The sequence below is a fragment of the Leucobacter chromiireducens subsp. solipictus genome (genome assembly GCF_016758195.1).
GTDB lineage: Bacteria > Actinomycetota > Actinomycetes > Actinomycetales > Microbacteriaceae > Leucobacter > Leucobacter solipictus.
Map to the genome: position 1 here is coordinate 13,952 of NZ_QYAC01000009.1, position 24,745 is coordinate 38,696.

Sequence of the window (24,745 nt, forward strand, 5' to 3'; positions counted from 1 at the left end):
GCACTTCGAGCCGGTGGCTCTGGGTGGGCGTCGCAAGAAACTTTCTGTCTCGTACTTGTGACGTTCGTGATTATTCTGACATACTTGGGAGCCATTCGGGGAAACTGATCACACCGAATTCCGAGGCGAACGCCTCACCTGAGCTACGGGAGCAACGATGCACTTGGCGACAATCCACACGGGGGCCGGCCACACGCGCGCCGCCGTCCGCGGCAGCGACGCCGACGACTGGACCCTCCTTGCGGAATCCGACGCGGGCGTGCTGATCGCGCACCCCGACTGGCGCGATCGGGTCGACCGGGCGCTCGCCGATCCGGGATCGGAGCGCGTGAGCGCGGCCGGCTCGGAGCTGGCGGCCCCGATCCCGCGCCCCGCGAAGATCGTCTGTTGCGGGCTGAACTACCACGACCACATTGTGGAGACCGGGCGCGACGTTCCGGAGTACCCGACGCTGTTCGCGAAGTTCGCGGATACGCTGACCGGCCCGACCGCTGACCTCGTGATCGCGGGATCCGAGAAGGTCGACTGGGAGGCCGAACTCGTCGTCGTTGTGGGGGCTCCGATCCGCCACGCGAGCCGCGCGCAAGCCGAAGCGGCGATCCTGGGATACACGGTGGCGAACGACGTCTCCTGCCGGGACTGGCAGGCGCGCACGCTGCAGTGGTTCCAGGGAAAGGCCTGGGATCGCACCACGCCGCTCGGCCCCGTCGTGGTGACCGCGGACGCGATCTCGCCCACAGACGGGCTCAGCATCCAGTGCGAGATCGACGGCGACACCGTGCAGCACAGCAACACCCGAGAGCTCGTGTTCGACGCCGCCGACCTCGTCGCGTATGTGTCCCAGTTCACGGAACTCGGCCCGGGAGACCTCATCCTCACCGGGACCCCGGGCGGCGTGGGCCTCGGGGCCACCCCGCCGCGGTGGCTGCGCGACGGTCAGGTGCTCACCACCACGATCGCGGGCATCGGCACGCTGACGAACACGTTGCGTATCTCGCAGCTCGCACCCGCACACGAACCGGAGGATCCCGCATGAACACCGCACCGACCCCCGACAGCTCGGCCGCCCCGGGGAACCACGCCGATAGCCAGCGTTTCCTGGCCGCGATCCGGCTCACCGAGCGGCCCGCGGAGGTATTCGATCGCGCCTTCGAGGTGATCCCCCAGTATGTGCCGTGGCCCAAAGCGTACGGCGGGGACTCCGTCGCGCAGGCCGCTGCCGCGGCGCTCGCCACCGTCGGGGACGACCGTGAGCTGCACGCGATGCACAGCTCATTCCTGCGCCCCGTCACCATTGGCGAGCCCGTCCGCTACGAGGTCGAGCTGCTCCGCGATGGGCGCGGCTACTCCACCCGCCATGTCCGTGGGTTCCAGGGCGGCAAAGCGGTATTTCTCACGACCGCCTCGTTCCAGGTCCCCGAGGACGGCCCGGTGCACGCCCCCGCCATCCCCGAGGTGCCCGCGCCCGAGAGCCTTCCGAGCTCCGCAGACTACCTTCGCGAGCGCGGCGCGGACACCTCGCCCGCGGGCGACTACTGGGCACACGGCCGCAGCTTCGATATGCGGCACATTCCGGGCCCGCTGTACGTCGAGGTCGACGGGGTGGCGAGCACGCATCAGGGGGTGTGGCTCCGCGCCTTCGAGACGCTGCCGGATGACCCGCGCACTCAGCAGCTCGCACTCGCCTACGCCTGCGACTACACCATCCTGGAACCCTCGCTCCGTGCCCTCGGCCTGCACTGGTCGACGCCCGGGCTCGTGACCGCGAGCCTGGATCACAGCATGTGGTTCCACAGCCCGGCGCGCGCCGACGACTGGGTGCTGTACCTCCAGGACAGCTCCGGCGTGCAGCGTGGTCGCGGCCTCAATCTCGGCCGCTTCTTCGCCCGAGACGGCACGCTCATCGCGACCGTCGCGCAAGAGGGCATGATCCGCCACCCCTGACTCCCCGCCGTACCGCGGTCGCGCGCACCCAATGGAGGGGCCGCGCTGCACCCGTAGAAAGGACACCCGAATGGGAAAACGAATCGCCGTCATCGGAGGCGGGCCCGCCGGGCTCTACTTCGCCGTGTTGGCCAAGAAACTCGACCCGAGCCACGAGATCACGATCTGGGAGCGGAACGCCCGCGATGACACGTTTGGCTTCGGCGTCGTGTTCAGCGATGAGACGCTCAGCGGCATCCAGAACGCTGACCCGGAGACGTTCGCCGCGATGCAGCAGTGCGCCGCGCAGTGGAGCGACATCGACGTGCACTTCAAGGGCGAGCGCATCACCGTCGGGGGGCAGGGCTTCGCGGCGACCAGCCGCAAGGCGCTCCTGCTGCTGCTCCAGGAACGCGCCCTGGAGCTCGGGGTGACGATCCACTTCCTCACCGAGGCCCCCGACGTCGACGCACTGTCCGCGGAGTACGATCTTGTGATCGCGGCGGACGGCATCAACTCCCGGATCCGACCCCACTACGCGGACAGCTTCGGACCGTCGCTCGATCCTCGCCGCTCGAAGTTCATCTGGCTGGGGCTCGATCGCGCGATCGAGGCGTTCACGTTCCACGTCAAGCACACCCCGTGGGGCATCATCCAGGTGCACGCCTACCCGTACTCCGCGACGGAGAGTACCTTCCTCGTCGAGATGCACGAGGATGTGTGGCGCGCCGCCGGTTTCGACGCGAGCGAGAGCCAGGTCTTCCCGCCCGGCGTCAGCGATGATGCCTCGGTCGCGAAGCTCGCCGAGATCTTCGCGGACGAGCTCGACGGCGCGAAACTCCTCACCAACAACTCGAAGTGGATCACCTTCAACACGGTGCGCAACGAGAAATGGAGCCACAGCAACGTGGTGCTGCTCGGGGACGCCGCGCACACGGCGCACTTCTCGATCGGGTCCGGCACCAAGCTGGCGCTCGAGGACGCACTGGCGCTCGCCGCGAACCTCCACGAGCACCCGGACGATCTTCCCGCCGCCCTCGACGCGTACGAGGCGGAACGGCGCCCGGTGGTGCTCTCGCTGCAGCGCGCCGCCCAGGCCTCGCTCGAGTGGTTCGAGAACATCGGGCAGTACGCCGATCAGGAGCCGCTGCAGTTCGCCTTCAACCTCCTCACGCGCTCGCGCCGGATCACCTTCGAGAACCTGGGGTTGCGCGACGCGGACTTCGCGGGCGTCATGCAGCGCGATTTCGCGAACCGCACCTCGGGCTCGGACGTGCCCGCCATGTTCCAGCCGTTCCGGATCGGGCAGCTCGAACTGAAGAACCGGATCATCGTGTCGGCGATGGATCAGTACTCCGCCGAGGACGGCGTGGTCACCGACTTCCATCTCGTCCACCTCGGAAGCCGAGCCATGGGCGGGGCGGGGCTCGTGATGACCGAGATGATCGCGCCGAGCGCGGACGGCAGGATCTCCCCGGCCGATGCGGGCCTGTACACGGACGAGCAGGGGGACGCCTGGCGGCGGATCGTGGAGTTCGTGCACGCCAACTCCACGGCGAAGATCGGCGCGCAGATCGGCCACTCCGGCCGGAAGGGCTCCACGAAGAAGATGTGGGAGGGGATCGACGAGCCCGTGGAGACGGGCGGCTGGGAGGTGATCGCCCCCTCCGCGCTCCCGTACGGGCCGGCCAGCAACGTGCCGCGCGCGGCGACCCGTGCCGATCTCGACCGGATCCGGGACGCGCACGTCGCGGCGACGCAGCGCGCCGCCGCCGCGGGCTTCGACCTGCTCGAGCTCCACGCCGCGCACGGCTACCTGCTCTCGTCGTTCCTCTCGCCCGTCGCCAACCAGCGCGACGACGAGTACGGCGGGAGCCTCGAGAACCGGCTCCGCTACCCGCTCGAGGTCTTCGACGCCGTGCGCGCGGCGTGGCCCGCCGACAAACCGCTCCTCGTGCGCATCTCCGCGCACGACTGGATTCCCGGGGGCAACGACGACGAAGACGCCGTGGCGATCGCCGCCGCGTTCATCGAGCACGGCGCGGACGGCATCGACGTCTCGTCCGGGCAGGTGGGCGGGGAGGAACGCCCCCAGTTCGGTCGCAGCTACCAGACGCCCTTTGCCGACAAGATCCGCAATCGCGTCGCCGAGAAGGCGGGTGCCGCCGTCGTCGCCGTGGGGGCGATCTCCTCCTACGACGACGTGAACTCCCTGCTCCTCGCCGGGCGCTGCGATCTCGTCGCGATCGGGCGCAGCCACCTCTACGACCCGCACTGGACCTTGCACGCCGCCGCCGATCAGGAGTTCCAGGGCGACTCCGCGGCCTGGATCAACCCCTACCGTGCCGGCCGCCGCAAGCCGCCGACCGCTCGCACGGACGCGATCCGGCCTCGACTCGAACTCCTGCACGCCGCGGACGGGCAGGACTCGGCGCACACCCGATGGATTGGAGGGCGCACCGTCCCGGCCGTATAGCCCCGCAGATTCGACACCCCAGTAGGATCACATCGCGGGTGTCGGCGGGGGCGGCGCCCTGGAGCGCTGCCCCGCCGGCACCCCGGTCATCACATCTCAACGAGGAGACCCACACCATGACCACCACCGCCATTGCCGCGGCGCTCGCCGCCGGCACGCTTCGCATTGTCGACCTCACGAACCCGCTCTCATCGGAGACGCCCACGCTGCGGCTGCCGGACCCGTTTGCCAACCTCATCGACTTCAGTCTCGAAGAGGTCAGCCGCTTCAACGAGCCGGGGCCGTTCTGGATGCATCACAACATCCACACGGGGGAGCACATCGGCACGCACCTCGACGCCCCGATGCACTGGATCAGCGGCCGCGACGGCCACGACGTCGCGAGCATCGCCCCGGAGCGGCTCATCGGGCCCGCCGTGGTCATCGACGTCACCGCGCAGGTCGCGGCGAACCCCGACCATCTGGTCACCGTCGCGGACCTGCAGGCCTGGGAGGCCGAACACGGCCCGCTGCCGGAAAACGGGTGGGTGCTGTTCCGGTCCGGCTGGGATCGGTACGCGGACGATCAGGAGGCCTTCCTCAACGCCGACGACACGGGCTCGCACACGCCCGGCATGACCGCCGAGGCCGCGCTCTGGCTCGCCCAGGAGACGAAGATCTCGGGTGTGGGGGTGGAGACCGTCGGCATCGACGCGGGCCGGGGTGCCGAGCTCGATCCGCCGTTCCCCGCGCACTACCACTTGCTCGGCAACGACAAGTACGGCATCACCTCGCTGCAAAACCTCGCGCAGCTGCCGACCACGGGAGCCGTGATCGTGGTCGCGCCGCTCCCGATCGTGGGCGGCGGCGGCAGCCCCTCTCGCATCTACGCGCTGATCGACGGCTAGGGGCGCCCATGTCACGCACCGACCTGACGCCGGAGAGCCTGCACCCCGCGCCCGGGTTCAGCCACGTCACGATCGCGCCGGCCGGCACCACCGTGTACGTGGCCGGCCAGATGGGGCTCGCCCCGGACTTCAGCCTGATCGGCCCGGGCGACTTGGGAGAGCAGACGCGCGCCGCCATGCGCAACGTTGAGCTCGCCATGGCGGCCGCCGGCCTCGGCTGGGACGACATCGTGCGGCGCACGATTTACACGCTGCATCCCACGGAGTTTGGGGTGATCACCGCCGCGATCGAGGACGTGCAGGGGAGCACGCGCCATCCCGCGCAGACCATCGTCGGGATCTCGGGACTCGCCATCGCGGGGGCCCTGATCGAGATCGAGGTCACCGGCGTGATCCCCGCCTAACCGCTGCCCCGCAACGCTGAGGCCCCCGGAGTTTCCGGGGGCCTCAGCGTTGCGGGGTGCGCGCTACCGCGTGCGCCCCGTGATGATGCGCTGTGCGACGAGGTGCCCCGACCCCGCCCCGAGCCCCGGGCCGGGGTGCGTGGCGGCCCCGATGTGCCACACGCCGGCGACCGCGGTTCGGTGCCCGGCGGCGCCCGGGAACGGCCGCCAGCGCAGGTTCTGGTCGAGCTCCGCGGAGCCCGCATACGGGTCGCCCGCGATCGCGTTCGGGTTGGCCGCCAGCAAGTCCGTTGGGGCGATCACGTCGGTCGCGAGCACCGAGGAGATCGTGCCGGGCGCGAACACCTCGAGCCGCTCCAAGACCCGGTCCACGTAGCGCTGCCGGAGCTCGGGACGGTCCCAGCCACCACTCGTGTCGATCTGCTCGCGGGCGTCACCGACGGGCGCGAACGGGACCTCCTGGAGCTGCAGCCACAGGGTCGCCTTCCCGTCCGGAGCCCGGCTCGGGTCGATCACGCTCTGCTGGCCCACGACCACGGTGGGCTGGGACGGGAGCAGTCCCGCCTCCGCCTGCGCGCACGCGATGCCGGTGCTGCCCGAGCCGTCGCTCAGGTGCACGAGCGGAACCTCGCGGAGCGCCGGGTCCTCCCACTGGAGGGGGCGGTCGAGCGCGAAGTGCAGCTGCATGGCGGCCCGGCCGGGCCGGTACCGCCGCGCGCGCTCCCGCTGGGCAGCGACCTGCGGTGCGCCCGCGAGAAGCGTCCCGTAGAGCGCACCCGGGGTGACGCTCGCGAGCACGGTGTCCGCGGTGATGTGCCCCGCGGACGTCCGCACGCCCGTGACCTTGCCGTCTGCGACGACGATCTCCTCGGCCTCGACCCCGGTGCGGATGTCGACGCCCGCATCCCGCAGGAGCGACTCGAAGGCCGCGAGGAAGGATCCCACGCCGCCCGTGACGACCGGCAGACCGAATTGATGCATCGCGGCGGCGAACACCGGGATCATCATGCCGCCGGTCGCGTGATCCGGACCGAGACCCGAGTGCAGGCCCCAGGGGGTCCACACCGCGTCGACCTCCCAGCCGGTGAACGTGCGTCGCAGGTAGCTGCGCGCGCTCGTGAGGGCGTCGCGGGCGAGTTCCTCGACGCCGGCCATTTTGAGTCCGCGCAGGGCCTTCCAGCCGAGTTTGCCGAGCACCGCGGAAGAGCCGAGCTCGGCCCCGAGGGCCCCGAAGATCGTGGGGGCCCGGGTGCCGAACTCGGCGAGCATCGCGAGGTAGGCGTCGCGATCCTCCGCCTGCGCGAAGCCCGCGGCCGTACGCTCGGGGTCGCGGTACGCAATCGCGGTGCGCCGCTCGCCCTGCACGTCCGCCGTGCTCGCCGTGACCGCGGTCTCACTGTTGCTATAGGCGAGCCCGCGCGCGGCGAGCTCCCCGCCCAGCTCGCCGAATGCCGCGCTCGACACAAACAGCGGGTGCCAGGACGAGTACGTGTCGTGGCGGAAGCCGGGGAGCGTGCGCTCCTCCTCCGCGGCAATGAAGCCGCCGATCCGCGCCGAGCGCTCGAGCAATATGGTGGGGACTCCGGCCCGCGCCAGCTCTGCCGCGGCCACCATCCCGTTGATCCCGCTGCCAATGACGACTGTGGTCATGAACGCTCCGCTCGGTTCGTGGTGGTGTCATGGTAACTGCCGCCGTGGAATACGAGCGGCGCAGCCGCGGCGTGTGCGTAGTGCCGGATCTGACCGATGAAGATGACGTGATCGCCGGCCTCGTGGCGCGCCACGGTTTCGCACTCGAACGTGGCGAGCGTCCCCTCGAGCACGGGGATCCCGGCAACACCGTCCCGGAGGAGCACGCCGTCGAATTTATCGCTCGCCCCCGTCGCGAACTGGCGCGACAGGTGCTGCTGATCGCTCGCGAGGACGTTGATGGCGAAGTGGCTCGCCTCCTCGAACGCGGGGAGGCTCCGCAGGTGCCGCCCGGGGCACCACAGCACGAGCGGGGGATCCATCGAGAGCGAGGTGAAGGAGTTCGCCGTGACCCCGATCCGCTCGCCATCCCCGGCGAGGGTCGTGACCACCGTAACCCCGGTGGCGAACTGTCCGAACGCGGCGCGCAGATCGAGCGGATCGAACGCGGCCGAATCAACACTGATGTTCATGGTTTCCCCCTCGGTACGTGAGGACGTGCGGGTCTGCGTGGTGATGCGTGTCGTGGACAAGGTGTGCTCCGATCCCGGGCTAGGCGCCCGCGCGTGCCGCGACCTCGGCGAGGTAGCGTTCGGCACCATCTGGGGTGAGGAAGTAGTCCCCGAAATCGACGGGGTCGGTGAAGCCGTTCGCGAAACGGTGCGCGATCTCGGGGTACTGCGCCCCCGCGGCGAGGAGCTGCAGCACGTGGGGCGGCGGCGGACTCAGCAGCGCGTTGGTCCAGTCGGCGACCGGCTTGATCCGCGCCCAGTAGCGCTCGAAAGCGTTCTGCTGGAACGCCCGGTCGTAGGGCAGGTTCTCGTGATCGAGGATCGCATCGAGGTAACTCTGCGCGCACTTCGAGGCGTTGTTCGAGCCCTGACCCGTGATCGGGTCGTTCAAGACCACCACGTCGCCCATGCCGAGCACCGTGCGCCCGGAGGGCAGATGCATGACCGGGTGGCGCACGGTCGGAGCGAAGCGGCCCTGCAGCACCCCCAGGTCATCGGTGAGCGCGACGTTGGTGGCGCGCTCCGCTTCCCAAGGGAGGTAGGTCTGCAGGAAGTCGAGGGACGCGTCGAGGTGCTGCTCCGGGGTGAGCCCCTGCCAGCGATCCAGCGGGCCGCCCGGCACGCCCTCGAACACGAAGATGTGGCAGTCGCCCGTGACGGTGGCGGCGGGGAACACGAAGAATTCCCCGACCCCCGGAATCAGGTTGAAACTCACGCGGGAGAAATCCGGGGTGGGTTCGAAGCCGGTGACGTAGGTGAGGGCCAGCGCGCGCTGCGGCTCCGCGTAGGTGCTCCGCTCGGCGTCCCGCTCAAACCCGCGCGCGATCTCGCCCTTGCCGGCGGCGACGATCACGAGCTCCGAGTCACGCGTGTAGCGTTCGAGCGCGGCGATGTCCGCGGCCTCGTACACGACCTCGCCGCCGTTCTGCACGAACAGCTCGATGAGCGCAGGGAACTTGATCCGCTGATCGATCGCGTAGGCGGTGGAGTCGAGCTGCCCGGCCCAGCTGAAGAGCTTCTCGCCCGGCTGCTCCGGGTGGGGCACGGTAAAACCGACCCCGTTCACGGCGGGGGCATCCGGCCAGAGGTCGACGCCCACCGCGCGCTCGTACTCGAGCGCCTTGGAAAACATGCACTGGCTCGATGCGACGCGGCCCGCGCGAATCTCTTCGGGGGTGCGGTCGGAGATGAGCCGCACGTGGTAGCCGTGCATGAGGAGGCCGAGGCCGAGCTGAATGCCGGACTGGCCGGCTCCGACGATGGTGATGTGACGCTGAGACATAAGGATCCTCTCGGGAATGGGAAAACGAGTGGGGCGACGGAGCCGCGAGTCAGGGGGCGAGGAGCGGGATCGCGGGATCGCGCTGCTCGGGGCCGAGGGCGGAGTAGCCGCCGTCGACCGCGTAGTCGGCACCGGTCACGAAGCTTGCGGCGTCGGAGGCGAGGAAGGAGACGACGCGGCCGACCTCTTCGGGACGGCCGAGCCGGCCGAGCATGTGGAAGTTCGCGGCGACCCGGTCGGCGTGTTCGAGATCGCCCTCCGAGACCGCCTCGATGACGTTGGACCAGGTCCAGCCGGGGCTCACCGAGTTCACCCGGATCCGGTCAGGTGCGTAGTCGAGTGCCTGGAGCTTCGTGAGCTGCACGATCGCGGCCTTGCTCACCGGGTACACCCACCGGCCGGTCTGCGCGATGGCGGAGGAGATCGACGCAAAGTTCACGATCGCCCCCGTGCCGCTCTGCGCGAGGTGCGGGCGCGCCGTTTCCGCAAGCCGCGCGGCACTCACGAGGTTCACGTTGAGACCCGCGAGCCAGTCTGTCCGGGACGTTTCCGCACCGTTGTCGAGGTAGCTCGCCGCGAGGTTCACGAGCACGTCGAGCCGTCCGTGGCGCTCGATGATCCCGGCCACGAGGGCGGCGGTCTGGGCGTCGTCGGTGATGTCGCAGCGCTGTGCGTCGATGCCCGCGGGGAGCTGTGCCAGCCCCGCGTCGTCGACGTCGGCGACCACCACGGTCGCGCCCTCCTGGCGCAGCACCTGGACCACGCCCTGGCCGATCTTGGTCGCGCCGCCGGTGACGAGGGCGACTCTGTCGGTGAGTGGGGGCATTGCATGTCCTCCTACGTTCGTCGTTGAACTGGGACCCACTGTGCGTGGGCGGCATCGCTGAGTATGCTTACCCTCAATCACAACGGTCGTGCCGCGGGTGCCGCTATCCACATCGCGCCGACACTATCCATTTAACGTCGAGCAACGATGCGGACGGAGGGGGCGCGATGGGGCCACGCGCATGGGCAGCACTGCCGAGCTCGGATGAGTTGTTGCGCAGCCGAACGAGCGTGCGGGCGGACACCATCGACGAGGCGCACGCGACGGTGTCGGGCGTGTTCTGCGAGCACCACTTGGCCCCTCTGGAACGCCGGGAGGTGCGCATGAGCATGCGCTCGCTGCACGAGGGCGGGGTGGGGATCGATCTGCTCGACTATGGTGCCGCGGTGCGGATCGGGGTGGGACGCGGACTCGAAAACTTCCATCTGGTGCAGATCCCGCTGCGCGGGCGGGCCACCATGCAGGTGGGGAACGCGCTCGTGGAATCTTCGCCCACGGTTGCGACCGTGCCGCCACTCGAACGCGAGTTCGTGATGCGCTGGGATGCCGGCGTCCCGACGCTCATCCTCTACGCCACCCAGGAGCGGGTGCGCGACGTCGCTCGGGCGGTGTACGGGGTCGACGACGCACGGCTGCAGCTGGGGTTGCAGCTGCAGCTGGGCACCCTCGCGGGCGGCGACTTTCTCCGCGCGCTGCTCGAGCATCACGAGGTGCTGGAACGGACGACGAGCGACGGCGGCTACGCGCGGAAGCTGTCATCGGAGCTTCTCCTGGCCCGGCTGCTGAGCGCGGTCGAGAACTCGGTGAGTCGCTCGCTCGGAACCTGGGCCCAGGCCGAGCCGGTGCGGGTGACCCCGGGGGACGCGCTCGTGCGCCGCTTCGAGGAGAGCATCGAGGCTGGCGTGACGCACGGCGCGACCGTGCTGGAACTCGCGGCGCAGCTGGGGGTCCCGTTGCGCACCCTCCAGACCCACGTGCGTGCGGTGCGGGGCACGACCCCGACGGCGTTGCTGCGTCACGCCCAGCTCCGGCACGCGCGGACGATGCTCACGGCGGCAGATCCGCTGCGGGAGACGGTGACCGCGATCGCGCAGCGCGCGGGCTTCGCACACCTCGGCCGGTTCTCGACGGAGTATCGGCGGCTGTTCGGGGAGTCGCCCGGCGAGACCCTGCGGCGCTAAGCTCGCGGACATCATGGTCGAAACGCTGAACTCAGTGTCGAAGGCGCTTGAGGTGCTGCACCTGTTGCGGGCCCGGGGGCCGCTCCGGCTGTCGGACATTGCCGACGGGATCGGGGTCGGGACCTCCACCGCGCACCGGCTGGTGGCGACGCTGCGGGAACAGCGGTTTGTGCGCCAGGAGTCGCAGGGGAAACGCTACGAGCTGGGCAGTGCGATGCTGTTCACGAGTTCGGTGTCCGCGCTGGAGCACTGCGTCGCGGTGAGCGAGCCGGTCATGCGGGAGCTGCAACGGGGATCGGGGGAGACCGTCCACCTGAGCGTGCTCCGGGGGCGCCGTTGCCTGTTCGCCGCCTCCGTGGAATCAGATCGGCCGGTCCGGGTCACGAGCCGGGTGGGGCAGGGGCCGCCCGCGCACACCGCGGCGGGCGGCAAGGTGCTGCTGGCCGCCCTCCCCGCGGACCGCCTTGCGGACACGTATCTCGATGAGCCGCTTTCGGCCCCCACGCCCGAGTCGATCACCGATCCGGCGCGGCTCCGGGCCGAGCTCGCGCGGGTAACGGCGGACGGATACGCGAGGAATCGGGGCGAGTCGGAGGACGACATGTATGCGCTTGCGGTGCCGGTGCGGCGGCCAGGAGGCGAGGTCATCAGCAGCCTGACGATCGCGGCACCGTTGTCCCGCATGGCCGTGTCCGCTGGGGCGCGGGAGCTCAGCGTGCGCGAGCGGGAGCTGCTCGAACAGCTGCGGGTGTCGGCGGCGCGGATCGAAGAACGGCTCGCGTACTAAGGGGTGTGGCGGGGCGCGGTGGTGCAATTGTCCCGCTATACGGAAAAGCTTACCCGGCTTTCCGCTGGGGGGTAGATTCGGGACGACCTCCCCATCGACGCGCGAGTGACACGGTGCGCCGGTGGGCCAACCCGAAAGGACCCGCATCATGGGCGCAGAAACCGCAACCAACACCGCACTCGATCCGCTCGGCCGCCCCTTCAAGCAGATCAGCATCCAGCGCAAGGACGAGCTCCCGCTCGCCCCCGGGCAGACCGCCAAGGCGAAGCGCTACTCGGGCGTCTCGGTCGAAAACACCGACGTGGTCGGCCTGTGGTTCGGCCGGGTCCACACCGGGGTGGGTGAGCACTCGGACCCGCACCATCACGGCGAGGCGGAGACCGGCGGCTACGTGCTGCAGGGCCGGGGCTACATTCGCTTTGGCGAGCGCTACGACGAGATCATCTACTTCGAACAGGGCGATTTCGTCTACGTCCCGCCATTCGTGCCCCACATTGAGGGCAACGCCAGCCGTTCCCAGGAGCTCATCTGGTTGACCACGCGCAACCCCGACAACATCGTCGTGAACCTCACCGATCAAGACGTTTCTGATCTGGAACTCGAATACACCGACTAGTGTTCGCGGGGCACGGCGGAATCTCCGCACGGTTCTCGGGTTCGTTCGGTAGGATCAGGGCATGAGCGAGATGCAGCATGCGGGAACCGGCGGTGTCGCCCTCTCCAAGGACGTGCTCGCACCCAGTGTGCAGCGCATTGGACGCCGCGATATCGAGATCACCTTCCTCGGAACCAACTCGGCAGGGCAGCCGACGTGGATCATGTGGAACGCGGACGAACCATACCTGATCGGCATGCTCTCGCAGGGCAAGATGGGCTACCGCTTCGAGCAGCGCACCAGCTCCGGAGCAATGGTCCACGAGAACATTTCGTTGAGCCGCGTGCAACGCGCACTCGGCGGCTAACGCTTCCGCACCCTCGTGCGCCTCAGCGCGCCGCGACCCCCTCCGGTCGCGGCGCGCTGAGGCGTGCCCAGAATCTGCGTGTTTTTCCCGGATGTGCCCGGGTCCGTCTCGCCATACCGTAAGCCGCATCACGCGGTCTCGGGGGTAGAGACGCAGTCTCGCCCGTTCGCGGCCTCGGATCGAGGGCGGGACAACGGTGTGCCGTCCCCGGAATGGTCCGGAAGAAAGCGGCAGAGCAATGAAGCGCACACGTGGTCCCGAGCATCCCCACTATCCACGGTGGATCGGCCGATGGCGGATCAGGCCGGAACGCCCCGGCCGGTTTCGGGAACCACGCGCGGGAAGCGTGCGCGGCGCGAGCATCCGCGGGGGTGCGATCCTCGCCGTCGCCGCGGCACTCGTGTTTCAGCCATTGACCGCCCCCGCGTTTGCGCTCGATGCCCCCGTCGACACGGTGCCGGTGGCGGCAGCGGACGCGCCGGTGGCACCGCCGGCGGTCGAGCCCGTGGCGGTACCTGTTGCCGAGCCGGCACCGGAACCCGCCCCGGTCCCTGAACCAGTTCCGGTCCCTGAGCCCGCCCCGGCTCCTGCACCCGTGCCGGTCCCTGAGCCTGTACCCGTGGTGGAGCCCGCCCCCGTGCCCGTGCCCGAACCGGCGCCCGAGCCCGCCCCAGCGGCCCCTGACGTCGCGCAGCCTCCCGCGCCTGAGCCGACGGTCTCGGAGACCCCCGCGGTGCCCGAGGAGACCGTGGCCCCGGAGGCCGAAACGGCAGATCCGGCCCCCGATGCGGCGGCCGAGGCAGCTCGTGTTGCGGCCGAGGAACTCGCGCGTGGCGGCGGGAAGAAAGACAAGGTGACGCTCTGTCACGCGACGTCCTCGGTGAAGAACCCGTGGGTGCAGATCACCGTCGCGGCGGATGGTGCGGCGAGCGGCCACGCGGGAGCGCATCACCAGGACGGGCGCGACATCATCCCGCCCTTCAGCTACACCGAGAATCGGCAGGTGCAGCAGTTCCCGGGCCAGAACTGGGATGCGGCCGGACAGGCGATCTACGAACGCGGCTGCGCGAACCCGCCTGAGCCGCCGAAGGATCCGGCACCGACGGTCACCCTGAACCTGGGGGAGTGCGTCGAGGGCGACACCATGCCGTCCGTCACCGCGGTCTTTGGCAACCTCGTCGTGGGCCAGCCGTACACCTACGAGGGCAACGGGCAGGCGGCCGTCGACTTTGTCGCCACCGCGACCAGCGAGACACGAAGCCTCGGCGCAGCACAGGGCACCTCGGTGACCGTCGACATCCGTGGCACCGGGCCCCGAGCCGCGCAGGGCGCGGTGACGCGCTCCGTGCAGGTGGAAAAGTGCGCCGAGCCGCCCGAGGAGGAGGTGACGCTGTGTCACGCGACGTCGTCTGATTCCAATCCCTGGGTGGAGCTGACGCTTCCCCCCGCGGGAGTGCTGAACGGGCATGCGGGCGCGAGCCACCAGGATGGCCGCGACATCATCCCGCCGTTCGAGTACGGGGACGGGGAGAGCTTCCCGGGCCAGAACTGGGACGAGGATGGTCAGGCGATCTTCGAGAACGGATGCGCGGAGCCGGAGGTTCCGGTTGATCCGGATCCGGCGGTCTCGATCTCGGCCGGTGAATGCCCGGCGATGGGTGGCTTTGCCCCGTTGACGGTCACGCTGAGTGAGCTCGTGGTGGGTGAGCCGTACACGGTGGAGTTCGACGGGGTTGCAACGGACGCGAGCTCGCCGATGTCCTTCACCGCGGACGCCGCGACCCGGGTGATCGAGGTGATGCCGTCCGAGGAGGGCGCGCTGCACGTGACGGTGACCGGGACCGGTGAACACGCTGGCGAGTCCGCGGACGCGACGGCGCAGGTTGCCGAGTGCCCCGAACCGGAGCTGCCCGAGATCACGCTCAGCCTGGATCAGTGTCTCGCCTACGGAGAGCCACTCCCCGCAGCGGTCACCGCTGAGCTCAGCGGCCTCGTGTCCGGCGTGACCTACACCGTGACGATCGGAGCCGAGGGCGGTGGCACGCCGTATGTCACGCGCTCCGTGGACGGGTCCGAAGGTACGACCGCGAGCCTGCAGCTCGACCTCGCGGGAACCGGCAGCTACGTCGTGACCGTCAGTGTGGGGGAGGAAGAACTCACCCGCACCATTGAGGTGACACCCTGCCCGCCCGGTTCCTATGATCTGTCGCTCGTGAAGACCGCGAGCGCCGGCGAAGCAGGGGTCGCTGAGGTGGGCGACACGATCCAGTATTCGATCACGGTGACCAATGCCGGCCCGGACGCGGCCCTCGATCCGGTCGTGACGGACACGCTCCCGGCCGGGCTGAGCGCAGTGTCGGGCACGGGATCCGGCCCCGCCGGGTGGACGGTTGACGCGTCCGGCAGCAGCGTCACCGCCAGCTACGCCGGCGCGTTCACCGGCGAGGCAACGATCACCTTCGACGCGCTCGTGGTCACCGCACCGCCGAGCGGCGAAATCACCAACCAGGCGTGCGTCGCCGCCTCGGGGGTGGCGGAACCCGAACCGCAGCCTGAACGGGCCGCCACGGGCCTCCTGGGGCTTCCGGCACTGGTGCTGGTGGATCCCGAGGCTGCAGGCGACGGCGGCGACAGCAATTCCGGCAACGACTGCGGTTCGGTGACCACCGAGGTGCGTGGCGTGGCGATCGCGGGCAGCGCGGTCTGCGTCAACGACACCCCGTGGTTCACCTACAGTGTCACCCCGAGCGGGACCGCGGATCCGAGCGAACTGCCGATCGTCATGATCTGGTGGACCGCCGACGCGTACGCGGCACGCGACGCTTCAATCCCCGCCGGGGACACGGCGGCGATCCTGGCGGACGGGGCGTCCCAGGTGGACCCGATCGCCTACCCCGACGGGTGGGTGAGCGGCCAAACCCTGAGCGGCCAGATGCTGTGGCCGGGCGCGACGGTTGACGAGGAAGGGAATCCGACCGGTTGGCCCGGCTGGACCCTGCAGGGCGACGGCACCTGGGTGCTGGATCCCGCGGCCCCGCACTACAACCTGCGTGAGCAGGCGGTCGTGGAGATCCGGATCAACCCGACCGCAGCCGAGACGACGGTGTACCCGCCGGCCACCCCGAATTGCGCGGCCCAGCCGCCGCAGCCGCCGGTGACCCCGGAACCGCCCGTCACGCCGCCGGTGACCACACCGCCGGCCGCGGTCGCTCCGCCCGCTCCCGCGGTGAGCGTGCCCGGGACGCTGCCGCGCACCGCCGTCGCGATGCCGACCCGCCTCGCGGACACGGGGGCTCCCGACGGGGCTTCCGAGCAGCGTGGCGCGATCGGCGGCCTCGGAATCGCCGCGACACTCGCGGGACTCGCGCTCTGGAGTTTCGCGCGCAGGCGGCGTCACGAGGATGCCTGAGCTCGGCGTGAAAACTTCGCGCTGAACTCGGAATCCGCGAAATGACGCGGATCTCGCCCCGGTCCCAGTTCCCCAAAGTGGGGCACCTGGGGGCGGGGCGGACCTCTGCGACACGCCAGGGATGCGGGATTCCGGGGGTGCGATTTGCCAGAGGGGTCGGAGTCGGCATAGTATTTCATCTCGGTAGCAAGCATGAAAGTGCTTCGGCCCCATCGTTTAGCGGCCTAGGACACCGCCCTTTCACGGCGGCAGCACGGGTTCGAATCCCGTTGGGGTCACTGATACCACGTATAATTGAATAACACTATGGCCCTGTAGCGCAGTTGGTTAGCGCGCCGCCCTGTCACGGCGGAGGTCGCGGGTTCAAGTCCCGTCAGGGTCGCTAGGTGAAGAACCCTTCCTCGGAAGGGTTTCTTCGTCTCCGGTGATCGCCCTAGCGTGAACACCTGGCTCTGTAGCTCAGTTGGTAGAGCGTTCGACTGAAAATCGAAAGGTCACCGGATCGATGCCGGTCGGAGCCACTGAACCCCCTTGTAGCTTCTACATCAAGGGGGTTCTTTCTTCGTGCCTGACCCCGTGTGTCTCACACGGGAAGCACACAATTTCATATCTGGCCCTGTAGCGCAGTTGGTTAGCGCGCCGCCCTGTCACGGCGGAGGTCGCGGGTTCAAGTCCCGTCAGGGTCGCCACTCGAGAAGCCCGTCTTTGGACGGGCTTCTTTTCGTTGTAGGGCGCTCCCGGCGTTCGCGCGGCGCCCGTCCCTACCACGTCAGCGGGTCGAGCCGCAGGTACGCGTCCAGGCGCTCGGCATCGAGGTCGATGCCGTAGCGGGCGGCAAACTCCCGGTCGGCACGCCGCGCGCAGGGCTCATCCGACCAGGATTCGCGCGCGTTCGCCAGGAGGAGCGCGATATCCGCATAGGGGTCCGCGCGTCCGAGGCGGCCAAGGTCGATCAGGCCGCCGACGCGCGAGGTCGTGGGATCGATCACGATGTTGGGGAGGCAGAAGTCGCCGTGGCACACGACCGCGTCGCGGGCCTCCCCGGCGCGCAGCTCGGGAAGTGCGCGTTCGAGACCCGCAAGGATCTCGGCGGGCGGGGTCGCGACCAGGTGCTCGGGGAGGAACTCGGTCTGGACGCGGCCCTCGGTCACCGTCGCGCGGGCGAGGGTCATCATCGGGTCGATGCCGCGGTCAAATGGGCAGCTCTCCACGGGGAGCTCGTGCAGGGCGCGGAGGGTGTCGGCGATGGCCGGCCAGGCCGTTGCGAGCGCCGCCGGATCGAGCCGATCCGCGGGCACCCCGGCGACGGCGCTCGTGATCAGGCATGCGCCGTGCTCCGAGTCGCGCCAGTCCAGCACGGTGGGGCCGGGGACCGGCGTGCCGGAAAGCCAAGCGAGGCGATCCCGCTCCGCGGCGAGCGAGCCGACCTCGGCGCGAGACACCAGCTTGGCGAATCGGTCCCGCGTGCGGTGCCGCAGGACCCCGGCACCGGACTCTCCGCCGGTGACGGGTTCCCACTCGCCGGGGTCGAGCGCGAAGCTGCGCGGTGGGTCGCCCGCTAGGAGCACGACACGCACCGCTCGCGGAACGGGCGGACCTCGAGCTGCCCGCTCGGGATCGCGCCTCCGCACGTGAGGCAGGTCCCGTAGCTTCCGTCATCGACGCGCTGCATCGCGGCCTCGGCCTGCTGGAGGTCGGCGCGCGCGGACTCGAGCAGGCCGGCTCGGAGCGACCACTGTGCGGAAAAGGGTTCGCCGTCGGGGTCGTGTTCGTCGTCGTCTGGCGCGCCGCTGCGCGCACGCACCAGGGCGGCGAGTTCCGCGTCGAGCCGCTCAGCCCGCGCGCGCAGTCGCTCCAGTTCGGCGCTGAGGTGGGTGCGGTGCTGTGTGTCTGGGTTCGAGCGGGAGTCCATGAAGTATCTCCAAGTCGATTCACGGTGCCACTACCCACTTTGGGGAACAAGTGGTTCCCCAAGACTAACCCCGATCGGACTGTGAAGTGTCCAGAACGCTGGGAACCGAGTTTCGGAAGCAATGCCGGCTGAGTTTCGGCGGGCCAAGCTCACTATCCCGGCTGCGTCGTACCATTTGGCTCTGTGGCCCGCGTGCCAGTGGAGGACTGTGTCGACGGTTCGCGAATCGAGGGGTGCTGGGCATCGAGAAGCACCGTTTCTGCTGCCAACTGTGGCCCAGGGCTGCGAGAGGGGTGCAAAGCCAACGTGGCATGCTTGGTAAAGTCAGTTTGTACGCACAGGTTCCTACTTCAAAGGACACGAATGTCTAATCGATTTCTCTCCGCCGGTCTCGCCGTTGGTGCTGCCGTAACCATGGCGTTGGGCTTATCAGCGTGTTCCGGTGGGAGCCCATTCCCGGAGGAGGCGCTGCAGGGATACTTCGCCCCTTTGGGTGAGGTCGGGCCTGCAGACAAATCTTCTTCGCTTGAGTTTGCGGCCCCAGGGTCACCGGCGGCGATGTACGCCACCGAGCAGATCGCCCATGCCCAGGCACAGCAGGACGGTGGAAGTCTCGGGGTCGAGAGCCAGGAGACCGTCATTGAAAGCGAATCGGTGTTCTTGTGTGCCGATGGTTACGATGCTGAAGGCGCCGAAAAGGCGGACTTCTGCTACGAATACTCGAACATCGTGCTGGATGAGGACGACAAAGTTGTCTCATTCGATGCAGACGGTAAGCCTCTCGAAGGTCGGATTGCCGTTGGAGACGGGACATCAGTTTCGGTCGCCGACGTGGGAAGCGTCACTTACGTGAGCTCATACGAGACGATTGGTGGCGAGCTAGTAGTCGTTGTAGAGATTGCCTCCAACGTGGACCCGCTCACAATCAGGTCGTACGAAGCCACCTATGTCACAGACGATGGCCGCCCTACCTCGGCGAAGACCACCGACGGCCCGATTGAGCTCAAGAGCGACCGAGTTGCAAACGTGGCCGTATGGTTTCCTAACGTCGGCCTCGGCGGCACTCTTGAACTTCAGTTCATGGATGCGGAATACAACAACTTCGAGGTAGAAATCCCTACTGCGAAGTAGTCGCTAAGTATGTTGGGATCCACCGAGAAGGGGTCCGCGCCTTTAGGCGCGGACCCCTTCGGTCTTCTGAACTGCTCCTAGTAACAGCTCACCATTGCGTATGGGCCGGTTGAAGTGTTCTCCTTGACAACCTTTCCGTCTTTGACGACCTGACACGTGATCTCAGTGCCGCCGTCAGACATGAATGCACTCAGCATTCCGATGCCAGACATGGCCGGGTCGAATGCCTTCTCCCAGGGAAGCGAAGTGCTGTTCGCCTGCTGGACGTTGAAGCTTCCGGGTTGCGACCACGTGATGTCCGCCACGGAACCATTGCCGGTTACTCGATACATGTAGCCTTTCGGCCTATTCTCGAGTCGAACTTCGGAGTCGGCCGCGACGATAGTTCCTGCTGCGACACTCTGGCTCACGACCACGGTATCGTCATCGTGCGCGCGAGTCACGTTGCTGAACCCCAATGACTTGAGCATTGCCAAAGCCGAACTCACCGATATGTCCTTACCTACAAGATCCGGCATGGTGATGCCCAGTGTGACCTTAACCTCCGTGAAGGCGGGAACTGCCTGGCCGGTGGCTGGGGACATCGAGAGCGGAGCGTTCCCTGTGCCAACGAACACCGGCACTAGCAATGCTCGTGAGATCTCGTCAGCGGCGCTCGCCTCGAACGAGGCCTGTGCGGCATCGAGATCTGAGCTCGAGTCTGCTTCGGCTTCTAGCGCCGGCACCTCCACATCCGGTATGTCAACCGAAATCACAACACCGGTTCCAGCATCAACCTTTTTCCCGGGTGTAATCGATTGTTCCGTAACTTTCCACATCGATACGACACCCTCTGCGTAGTCGTCGAGGTTCTCCGGTATCGAGTTCACTCGCTCCAGAAAAAGGCCTACCGCTGCGAGTTCCGTCTCGGCATGCTCGATCGTCATGTCCCCGAGGTCCGGCACAGAAATCTCCACGGGGGCAACTGATACTGAGACGCTGTCGCCCGCGTAGACTCGCGTCCCGGGTTCTTGCTCCTGGGCGGTTATCTCGATGAACTCGCCGGACACTTCCTGAACGAGTTGGTTGGGATTTGGAATCATGCCGAGATCCAGGGCGTCCAGTGAGGCCTCGGCCGAGGCGTAGGTGTTCCCGACAAGGTCCGGCACTTCCCGCTTCTTCGAGGTATCGACCAGGTACCAAATGCCAGCTCCGACTACGAGGAGGAGCGCTATGGAAACGGCGACCCATCTTCTTAGTTGACTTGGAATCCGTCGTTTGCCTTGACTTGCCGACGTATCCAGCCCTTCATGCGGCGTCGGTGACTCTGAATATTCTGGGCGGTGGGCCACATGATCTGGAGTATCTGACGTCGACATTCGACTCCTTGGCAAAGGGTTGGTACCTGATTAGATCAACCTTACCGAATGCACTTTCACTGTTAGGACGAAGCCAAGCGAATGGAAAAACAATGCTTCTACCCGGAAAAGAGTTTTGCTTCACCATCGGAAGCTTGCTGGAGCTCTAGGTTCAGGGCGGTCCAGTTGCCGTGCGAGTCCGGAAGCACCCGCAAGAACTACTTGAATAGCGTAGTAACCAACGAGCGGGTTGGAAGTGCCAAGCCTCCTGCAGTCGCTTAAGCAGAGGCCGAATACCCCGCAACGTTAAATGGCTCGAAAGGCGTTGGGCCATTCACGTAGAGCGGGTGCCGGGGGTGTAAGGCCGTCGTCGGTATTCCAAGCTGCACCCAGGTGCAGGCCTGGAGCTGCGGCAGCGCGGCGATGTCGCGCGCAAGGTTCCGCAGGTACGGGCGTGAGTCGATCAGTGTTCCCCACGTGGCAAGCACCGTGAGTGGTCGCCCGCTAACGTGATCGGCGATCCGGTGCATGTTCTCCGCCGCGAGTACGTGATCGGCATCAGGTTGGATTCCCGCCGGATTCCTCGAGATCTGTGGGTACACGTTGAACATGGTCCAGCTGTCGTACCCGCTGCGCTCGGCGAAGGCCGTACACGCGTCACTGTGGGGTCGAGGGCACTCGGCACGGCCGTGCTGGGGGTGATCCCGAAACAGATGAGCGGGGATTCATCCGCGGTGCCGAAGACGAAGCGGGAGTTCCCGTGAGCTGACTTCTCCCACACCCACGCGGTTCGACCGGTCGCCTCGCTCATGCCAGCACTCTCTCCGTTGGGACCCCCGCTGCATCGTGCTCGGTCGCCCCGAGGATGAGGTTGCCCCTCCCTGCCCCCGCGCTGGGGCCGCCACCGCCATTTCGAGAAAGCGACAGCCCTGTCCGGTATCGACTACCTGGTCCTCGATGAGGCTCTCCGAGATGCGGACGCTCGTGCGCTCTTCGACCGCGCGGTCCAGGAGATTCGGGACGGCACCGCGGTGCCGCAGAAGCTGAGCCGGGGGAGCGGCCTTGTAGTGGCGGGCCAGAGAATGCTGGGGACCGCGGTGCTCGAGTATGGGATCGGACTGATCCCGGCCGACGAGTTCGCGTTCGACTCGGCACGCGACCTGGCCGAGCGAGCACGGGTACTGCTCGGGTGGCACGCAATTTCCTCCACCCTGCGGGAGCGGGTGGATCAGCGGCTGTGCGTCTCGTACTTCACGAATCAGGGCAGCGAGTGGGATCCCGACTGGCAGCTGCGCGCCGATGCAGAGACGGACCACCTGCCCGAGGGCTTCTTTCAGTTCGCGTGCTACGTGGCGATCGGCGAGCTGAAGTTTGGGCCGAGCTACGCTTCGGTCAGCGCACACCGGATCTTTGAGTGGGTAACGAAGCTGGGAAGCACGCTGCCGACGCAGTTCCAGAAACACGGGACCGGGGATCTGCCCGCTGAACTCGCGGCCTACCGCGGCAGCGGGGATGCTGCCGGGGTTCGCGCGCAGGCAAACGATGCCCTGGCGACAGTCCGAGTCGCCATCAACAACGAGACCGAGCAGAGCTACGCGGCCGTGCTTGAGTATCTGGTCCGGCTCCTCGACACCACTGACTTTCCGCGCTCCTACGCCCTCGAATTTCGGGGCCCCACCAAGCAGTATCTCCCCATCCCCGGGCTGCCCAAGAAGGGTATGCATCAGCTGTTCGCCTGCGCGGTGGCGTACCCCGCGCTGTGGCCGAGCATTGCCCGCTACGCCCAATCGGCGATGCGCGAGCACGACTGGTACACGAACCTCGACGACGAACACTGCGCCATGCCGGGCACCTTCGCGGTGTTCGCACTCGGGATCACCGCGGACGCCGCGGCGCATCCGGAGGTGGTGCGGTTGGTGCAGTCGTATCTGGACGAGGCCGACGGTGAGCACCAGTCCGTGCACGACCGCTTCGTCGAGGCCTATATCGACGCCCACGGTTTCGATGCAACCAGCCTGGGCTACCTGCTGAGCTGCGCGGGAAACATCCAGCAGCTCCGGCACCGGAAGGGATATGCGGCGCAGGTGGCGAACGCGGCGAGCCTCGGCGCGCTGGTGCCGCTGCGTGCGTCAGTCAGTGACGACGCCTGGCGTCACGTCCGGTATGCGATCTGGGGAGAAGCCGCCGAACGACGGGATACGGCCGGTCAGCTCGGCAGCACGATCATTGCGCGTGCTCCTGAAGAGCTTCGGCCACTGCTGGCCGCCGTGTTCGCGTAACTCCGGTCGACCTGTCAGGGCCGTGCCCGGCGCAGCGGCACACGCTGCGCCATCCAGAGCACGGCCCCGCCCATGCGGCCACCACGATCTCCACGGCGGCACTGACGAGTTCGGGGATCCGCACACCCCCGCGATGGGCCCGGCCCAGAGGGCGACGACGATACCCAGTACCGCGCTGTAGGCCGCTCGAATCCACAGCGCGCAGATCCCGCTGTCAGGCTCTCTTGGGGGAGACGTGCAAGGATTTCACTCCAGCGTGGGGTCGAGATGATAATGACGCTGAGTCCATTCGGACTGGGGGCGCATGGGTAATCGCAAGGAATGGCGGGTTTTGGGGTTTACAGAATCACGGGTGCACAGTTCCGCTGCCGATTCATACCCGGACTCGGTGGCCGCCGAACTCGCGGGCGTTGATGACGTGGCGCTCTGCGCTGTCGTGCGATCCGACGCCGATTCGGTGCGGGGCCGTGCGGCCTTCGCCGAGCTCTACGGGCGTCACCGCGAGGCGGTCACGGCGCAGGCGTACACCCTGACCCGGGACTGGGGCCGGGCAGAGGATCTGACCGCGGAGACGTTTGCGCGAGTGCTCCGCGCGCTGGCGGGCGGAAACGGGCCACAGGAATCGGTGTTGAGATACCTCCTGGTCGCACTGCGGGGAGAGGCGAGCCGTGCTGCCGAACTCGCGGCGGAGTCCGTGCCGGTCGCCCCGGAGACCATCGCGGATTTCCTGGACGTTACCCCTGACTTCGTGACGGAGCTCTCCGAACGCGACCAGATCGTGCGCGCGTTTGTTGCGCTCCCCGCCGAGACCCGCGAGATGCTCTGGGCGGTGGATGTCGAGGGCCTCACCGCCTCGGACGCGGCCGAGCACCTGGGGACCACCCCCGGCGCGCTTCGGGTCGCCGTGCACCGAGCGCGGAAACGGCTCGCGACGTCCTACCTCCAGCAGTACGTGGAGGTCAGCGATCCGCGGTGTCTCCCATTTGCTCGGCGGCTTGCGAGCCTCGCCCGGCAGAGCCTGGGGACTCGTGACACCGCCGAAGTTTCGGCGCATCTCGCGGGTTGTACCGCCTGCACGGCGCAACTCGAACGCCTGCGTTCGCTCGCCCGGCAGCTGCGCGTGTGGGTGGGACCGTTGCTCATCGGCGGATCCGTCGGGGGGATCGCGATTGCGGCGGGAACGGGGAACGCCCCCGCCGCGACGGCCGCCACAGACGAGGCGGTGCGACACGCGAGTCCGGCCGTGGGCCGCGCCGCGGCTGCACCGACCCACACCGCGCAGCGGTTCGCGGTGTGGGCGAGCCTCGCGGCCGGAATCGGGCTGGTCATGTGGGGGATCTTCCTCATCATTCCGCAGGCACCCGAAGCCTTCCCGGAGGATCCCGGAATCCACGAACCCGTCGCACGTGACCGGCCCAGCACCCCACCCCCGTCCGCTGCGCCGGACGGGGAGGGCACCGGACCCACCGATCGAACCGGATCGGTGCCGTCGGGTTCGCCACTGACCGGGGGCGCGGTGGTCGCGGGCGACGACGATACGCCGAACTGGTTCCTGCAGGAGTAGCGACGAGACACCGCACATGACCGGCCGCACGGGGGCGCTCGACGGGGCGCGCAGGCGCGGGAGCTCGCGGAATTGCTGGGTCGGTGTAACGATCTGCCCGGCCGGCGGTCTTTATTTGTCGTGCGAGTCCGGTGGGGAGATTTCCGGGACCGGCCTCGCACGAGCCGCGGAGATGCGTGCGGCT

The 24,745-nt window shown here is 68.1% G+C and carries 21 protein-coding genes and 4 tRNA genes; 17 read left to right on the plus strand and 8 right to left on the minus strand.

The features are described 5' to 3' along the window. The first annotated feature begins 157 nt into the window (after positions 1–157). The 5 genes from D3230_RS15050 to D3230_RS15070 all read left to right on the plus strand — a co-directional run bounded on the left by D3230_RS15050 (position 158) and on the right by D3230_RS15070 (position 5,690). A complete protein-coding gene (locus D3230_RS15050) occupies positions 158–1,036 on the plus strand; it encodes a fumarylacetoacetate hydrolase family protein (RefSeq protein WP_202345880.1) in 879 nt (292 codons plus the stop codon). Continuing rightward, positions 1,033–1,944 (plus strand): acyl-CoA thioesterase, encoded by a 912-nt coding sequence (locus D3230_RS15055; RefSeq protein ID WP_202345881.1) that lies wholly within the window; start codon positions 1,033–1,035, stop codon positions 1,942–1,944. Before D3230_RS15050 ends, D3230_RS15055 begins: the two co-directional genes overlap by 4 nt. Before the next feature lie 70 nt (positions 1,945–2,014). Beyond that, positions 2,015–4,399: a bifunctional salicylyl-CoA 5-hydroxylase/oxidoreductase gene (locus D3230_RS15060; protein ID WP_202345882.1), complete on the plus strand. Its 2,385-nt coding sequence runs from the start codon at positions 2,015–2,017 to the stop codon at positions 4,397–4,399. Positions 4,400–4,515: 116 nt separating this feature from the next. Next, positions 4,516–5,286 carry a cyclase family protein gene (locus tag D3230_RS15065; RefSeq protein ID WP_202345883.1) on the plus strand — a complete coding sequence of 257 codons (771 nt, stop codon included), beginning with the start codon at positions 4,516–4,518 and terminating at the stop codon, positions 5,284–5,286. A gap of 8 nt (positions 5,287–5,294) precedes the next feature. Further along, positions 5,295–5,690, plus strand: a complete 396-nt coding sequence (locus D3230_RS15070) for a RidA family protein (protein ID WP_202345884.1) — start codon at positions 5,295–5,297, stop codon at positions 5,688–5,690. 63 nt (positions 5,691–5,753) lie between these two features. Here the strand turns inward: D3230_RS15070 and D3230_RS15075 are convergent, their stop codons facing one another. The 4 genes from D3230_RS15075 to D3230_RS15090 all read right to left on the minus strand — a co-directional run bounded on the left by D3230_RS15075 (position 5,754) and on the right by D3230_RS15090 (position 9,999). Next, on the minus strand, positions 5,754–7,340 hold the full coding sequence (locus D3230_RS15075; RefSeq protein WP_202345885.1) for a phytoene desaturase family protein: 1,587 nt from the start codon (positions 7,338–7,340) through the stop codon (positions 5,754–5,756). After that, positions 7,337–7,852, minus strand: coding sequence for a flavin reductase family protein (locus D3230_RS15080; protein WP_237467673.1), 516 nt, complete (start codon positions 7,850–7,852; stop codon positions 7,337–7,339). The genes D3230_RS15075 and D3230_RS15080 overlap by 4 nt, the downstream gene beginning before the upstream one ends. A gap of 79 nt (positions 7,853–7,931) precedes the next feature. Next, the gene (locus tag D3230_RS15085) at positions 7,932–9,173 is read right to left on the minus strand and encodes a styrene monooxygenase/indole monooxygenase family protein (protein ID WP_202345887.1); all 1,242 of its coding nucleotides are present in this window, start codon (positions 9,171–9,173) and stop codon (positions 7,932–7,934) included. A 49-nt stretch (positions 9,174–9,222) separates the two neighbouring features. Continuing rightward, positions 9,223–9,999 carry an SDR family oxidoreductase gene (locus D3230_RS15090; RefSeq protein WP_202345888.1) on the minus strand — a complete coding sequence of 259 codons (777 nt, stop codon included), beginning with the start codon at positions 9,997–9,999 and terminating at the stop codon, positions 9,223–9,225. A 167-nt stretch (positions 10,000–10,166) separates the two neighbouring features. Between D3230_RS15090 and D3230_RS15095 the strand changes: the two genes are divergently transcribed. From D3230_RS15095 to D3230_RS15135, 9 genes are all read left to right on the plus strand, one after another. Continuing rightward, positions 10,167–11,180: an AraC family transcriptional regulator gene (locus D3230_RS15095; RefSeq protein ID WP_202345889.1), complete on the plus strand. Its 1,014-nt coding sequence runs from the start codon at positions 10,167–10,169 to the stop codon at positions 11,178–11,180. A gap of 13 nt (positions 11,181–11,193) precedes the next feature. Then, entirely contained in the window at positions 11,194–11,967 is a 774-nt protein-coding gene (locus tag D3230_RS15100; protein WP_202345890.1) for an IclR family transcriptional regulator, read from the plus strand. A gap of 148 nt (positions 11,968–12,115) precedes the next feature. After that, the gene (locus D3230_RS15105; RefSeq protein ID WP_202345891.1) at positions 12,116–12,583 is read left to right on the plus strand and encodes a cupin domain-containing protein; all 468 of its coding nucleotides are present in this window, start codon (positions 12,116–12,118) and stop codon (positions 12,581–12,583) included. Positions 12,584–12,644: 61 nt separating this feature from the next. Continuing rightward, positions 12,645–12,929: a hypothetical protein gene (locus tag D3230_RS15110; protein ID WP_202345892.1), complete on the plus strand. Its 285-nt coding sequence runs from the start codon at positions 12,645–12,647 to the stop codon at positions 12,927–12,929. 346 nt (positions 12,930–13,275) lie between these two features. After that, entirely contained in the window at positions 13,276–16,338 is a 3,063-nt protein-coding gene (locus D3230_RS16475; RefSeq protein WP_202345893.1) for a DUF11 domain-containing protein, read from the plus strand. A gap of 205 nt (positions 16,339–16,543) precedes the next feature. Next, a tRNA-Glu gene (locus D3230_RS15120) sits at positions 16,544–16,616 on the plus strand. A gap of 30 nt (positions 16,617–16,646) precedes the next feature. Next, positions 16,647–16,720 (plus strand) — tRNA-Asp (locus D3230_RS15125). 66 nt (positions 16,721–16,786) lie between these two features. After that, positions 16,787–16,859 (plus strand) — tRNA-Phe (locus D3230_RS15130). A 91-nt stretch (positions 16,860–16,950) separates the two neighbouring features. Beyond that, positions 16,951–17,027: transfer RNA gene (locus D3230_RS15135), tRNA-Asp, on the plus strand. Between the two features lie 72 nt (positions 17,028–17,099). On the opposite strand, the gene D3230_RS15140 is transcribed toward D3230_RS15135, so the two are convergent. Beyond that, on the minus strand, positions 17,100–17,906 hold the full coding sequence (locus D3230_RS15140; protein WP_202345894.1) for an APH(3'') family aminoglycoside O-phosphotransferase: 807 nt from the start codon (positions 17,904–17,906) through the stop codon (positions 17,100–17,102). Next, positions 17,897–18,250, minus strand: a complete 354-nt coding sequence (locus tag D3230_RS15145) for a TraR/DksA family transcriptional regulator (protein ID WP_202345895.1) — start codon at positions 18,248–18,250, stop codon at positions 17,897–17,899. The genes D3230_RS15140 and D3230_RS15145 overlap by 10 nt, the downstream gene beginning before the upstream one ends. A 363-nt stretch (positions 18,251–18,613) precedes the next feature. On the opposite strand from D3230_RS15145, the gene D3230_RS15150 reads away from it, so the two are divergent. Continuing rightward, positions 18,614–19,381 carry a hypothetical protein gene (locus D3230_RS15150; protein ID WP_202345896.1) on the plus strand — a complete coding sequence of 256 codons (768 nt, stop codon included), beginning with the start codon at positions 18,614–18,616 and terminating at the stop codon, positions 19,379–19,381. A 77-nt stretch (positions 19,382–19,458) separates the two neighbouring features. Here the strand turns inward: D3230_RS15150 and D3230_RS15155 are convergent, their stop codons facing one another. Beyond that, positions 19,459–20,739: an MmpS family transport accessory protein gene (locus tag D3230_RS15155; RefSeq protein ID WP_202345897.1), complete on the minus strand. Its 1,281-nt coding sequence runs from the start codon at positions 20,737–20,739 to the stop codon at positions 19,459–19,461. A 257-nt stretch (positions 20,740–20,996) separates the two neighbouring features. Next, the gene (locus D3230_RS16530) at positions 20,997–21,443 is read right to left on the minus strand and encodes a DUF1643 domain-containing protein (RefSeq protein ID WP_202345985.1); all 447 of its coding nucleotides are present in this window, start codon (positions 21,441–21,443) and stop codon (positions 20,997–20,999) included. Positions 21,444–21,785: 342 nt separating this feature from the next. Here D3230_RS16530 and D3230_RS15165 point away from each other — a divergent pair, with 342 nt between their 5' ends. Both D3230_RS15165 and D3230_RS15170 read left to right on the plus strand, forming a co-directional pair. Continuing rightward, entirely contained in the window at positions 21,786–22,997 is a 1,212-nt protein-coding gene (locus tag D3230_RS15165) for a DUF6138 family protein (protein WP_202345898.1), read from the plus strand. Between the two features lie 352 nt (positions 22,998–23,349). Beyond that, complete coding sequence (locus D3230_RS15170; RefSeq protein ID WP_202345899.1) at positions 23,350–24,561, plus strand: sigma-70 family RNA polymerase sigma factor; 1,212 nt, start codon at positions 23,350–23,352, stop codon at positions 24,559–24,561. The last annotated feature ends 184 nt before the right edge of the window (positions 24,562–24,745 follow it).

Coding starts and splice junctions, on each gene's coding strand:
- D3230_RS15145 (WP_202345895.1), bottom strand. CDS start 18,250: ATGGACTCCCGCTCGAACCCAGACACACAGCACCGCACCCACCTCAGC.
- D3230_RS15095 (WP_202345889.1), top strand. CDS start 10,167: ATGGGGCCACGCGCATGGGCAGCACTGCCGAGCTCGGATGAGTTGTTG.
- D3230_RS15050 (WP_202345880.1), top strand. CDS start 158: ATGCACTTGGCGACAATCCACACGGGGGCCGGCCACACGCGCGCCGCC.
- D3230_RS15055 (WP_202345881.1), top strand. CDS start 1,033: ATGAACACCGCACCGACCCCCGACAGCTCGGCCGCCCCGGGGAACCAC.
- D3230_RS15100 (WP_202345890.1), top strand. CDS start 11,194: ATGGTCGAAACGCTGAACTCAGTGTCGAAGGCGCTTGAGGTGCTGCAC.
- D3230_RS15110 (WP_202345892.1), top strand. CDS start 12,645: ATGAGCGAGATGCAGCATGCGGGAACCGGCGGTGTCGCCCTCTCCAAG.
- D3230_RS15075 (WP_202345885.1), bottom strand. CDS start 7,340: ATGACCACAGTCGTCATTGGCAGCGGGATCAACGGGATGGTGGCCGCG.
- D3230_RS15060 (WP_202345882.1), top strand. CDS start 2,015: ATGGGAAAACGAATCGCCGTCATCGGAGGCGGGCCCGCCGGGCTCTAC.
- D3230_RS15090 (WP_202345888.1), bottom strand. CDS start 9,999: ATGCCCCCACTCACCGACAGAGTCGCCCTCGTCACCGGCGGCGCGACC.
- D3230_RS15065 (WP_202345883.1), top strand. CDS start 4,516: ATGACCACCACCGCCATTGCCGCGGCGCTCGCCGCCGGCACGCTTCGC.
- D3230_RS15070 (WP_202345884.1), top strand. CDS start 5,295: ATGTCACGCACCGACCTGACGCCGGAGAGCCTGCACCCCGCGCCCGGG.
- D3230_RS15085 (WP_202345887.1), bottom strand. CDS start 9,173: ATGTCTCAGCGTCACATCACCATCGTCGGAGCCGGCCAGTCCGGCATT.
- D3230_RS15150 (WP_202345896.1), top strand. CDS start 18,614: ATGTCTAATCGATTTCTCTCCGCCGGTCTCGCCGTTGGTGCTGCCGTA.
- D3230_RS15105 (WP_202345891.1), top strand. CDS start 12,116: ATGGGCGCAGAAACCGCAACCAACACCGCACTCGATCCGCTCGGCCGC.
- D3230_RS15080 (WP_237467673.1), bottom strand. CDS start 7,852: ATGAACATCAGTGTTGATTCGGCCGCGTTCGATCCGCTCGATCTGCGC.
- D3230_RS15155 (WP_202345897.1), bottom strand. CDS start 20,739: ATGTCGACGTCAGATACTCCAGATCATGTGGCCCACCGCCCAGAATAT.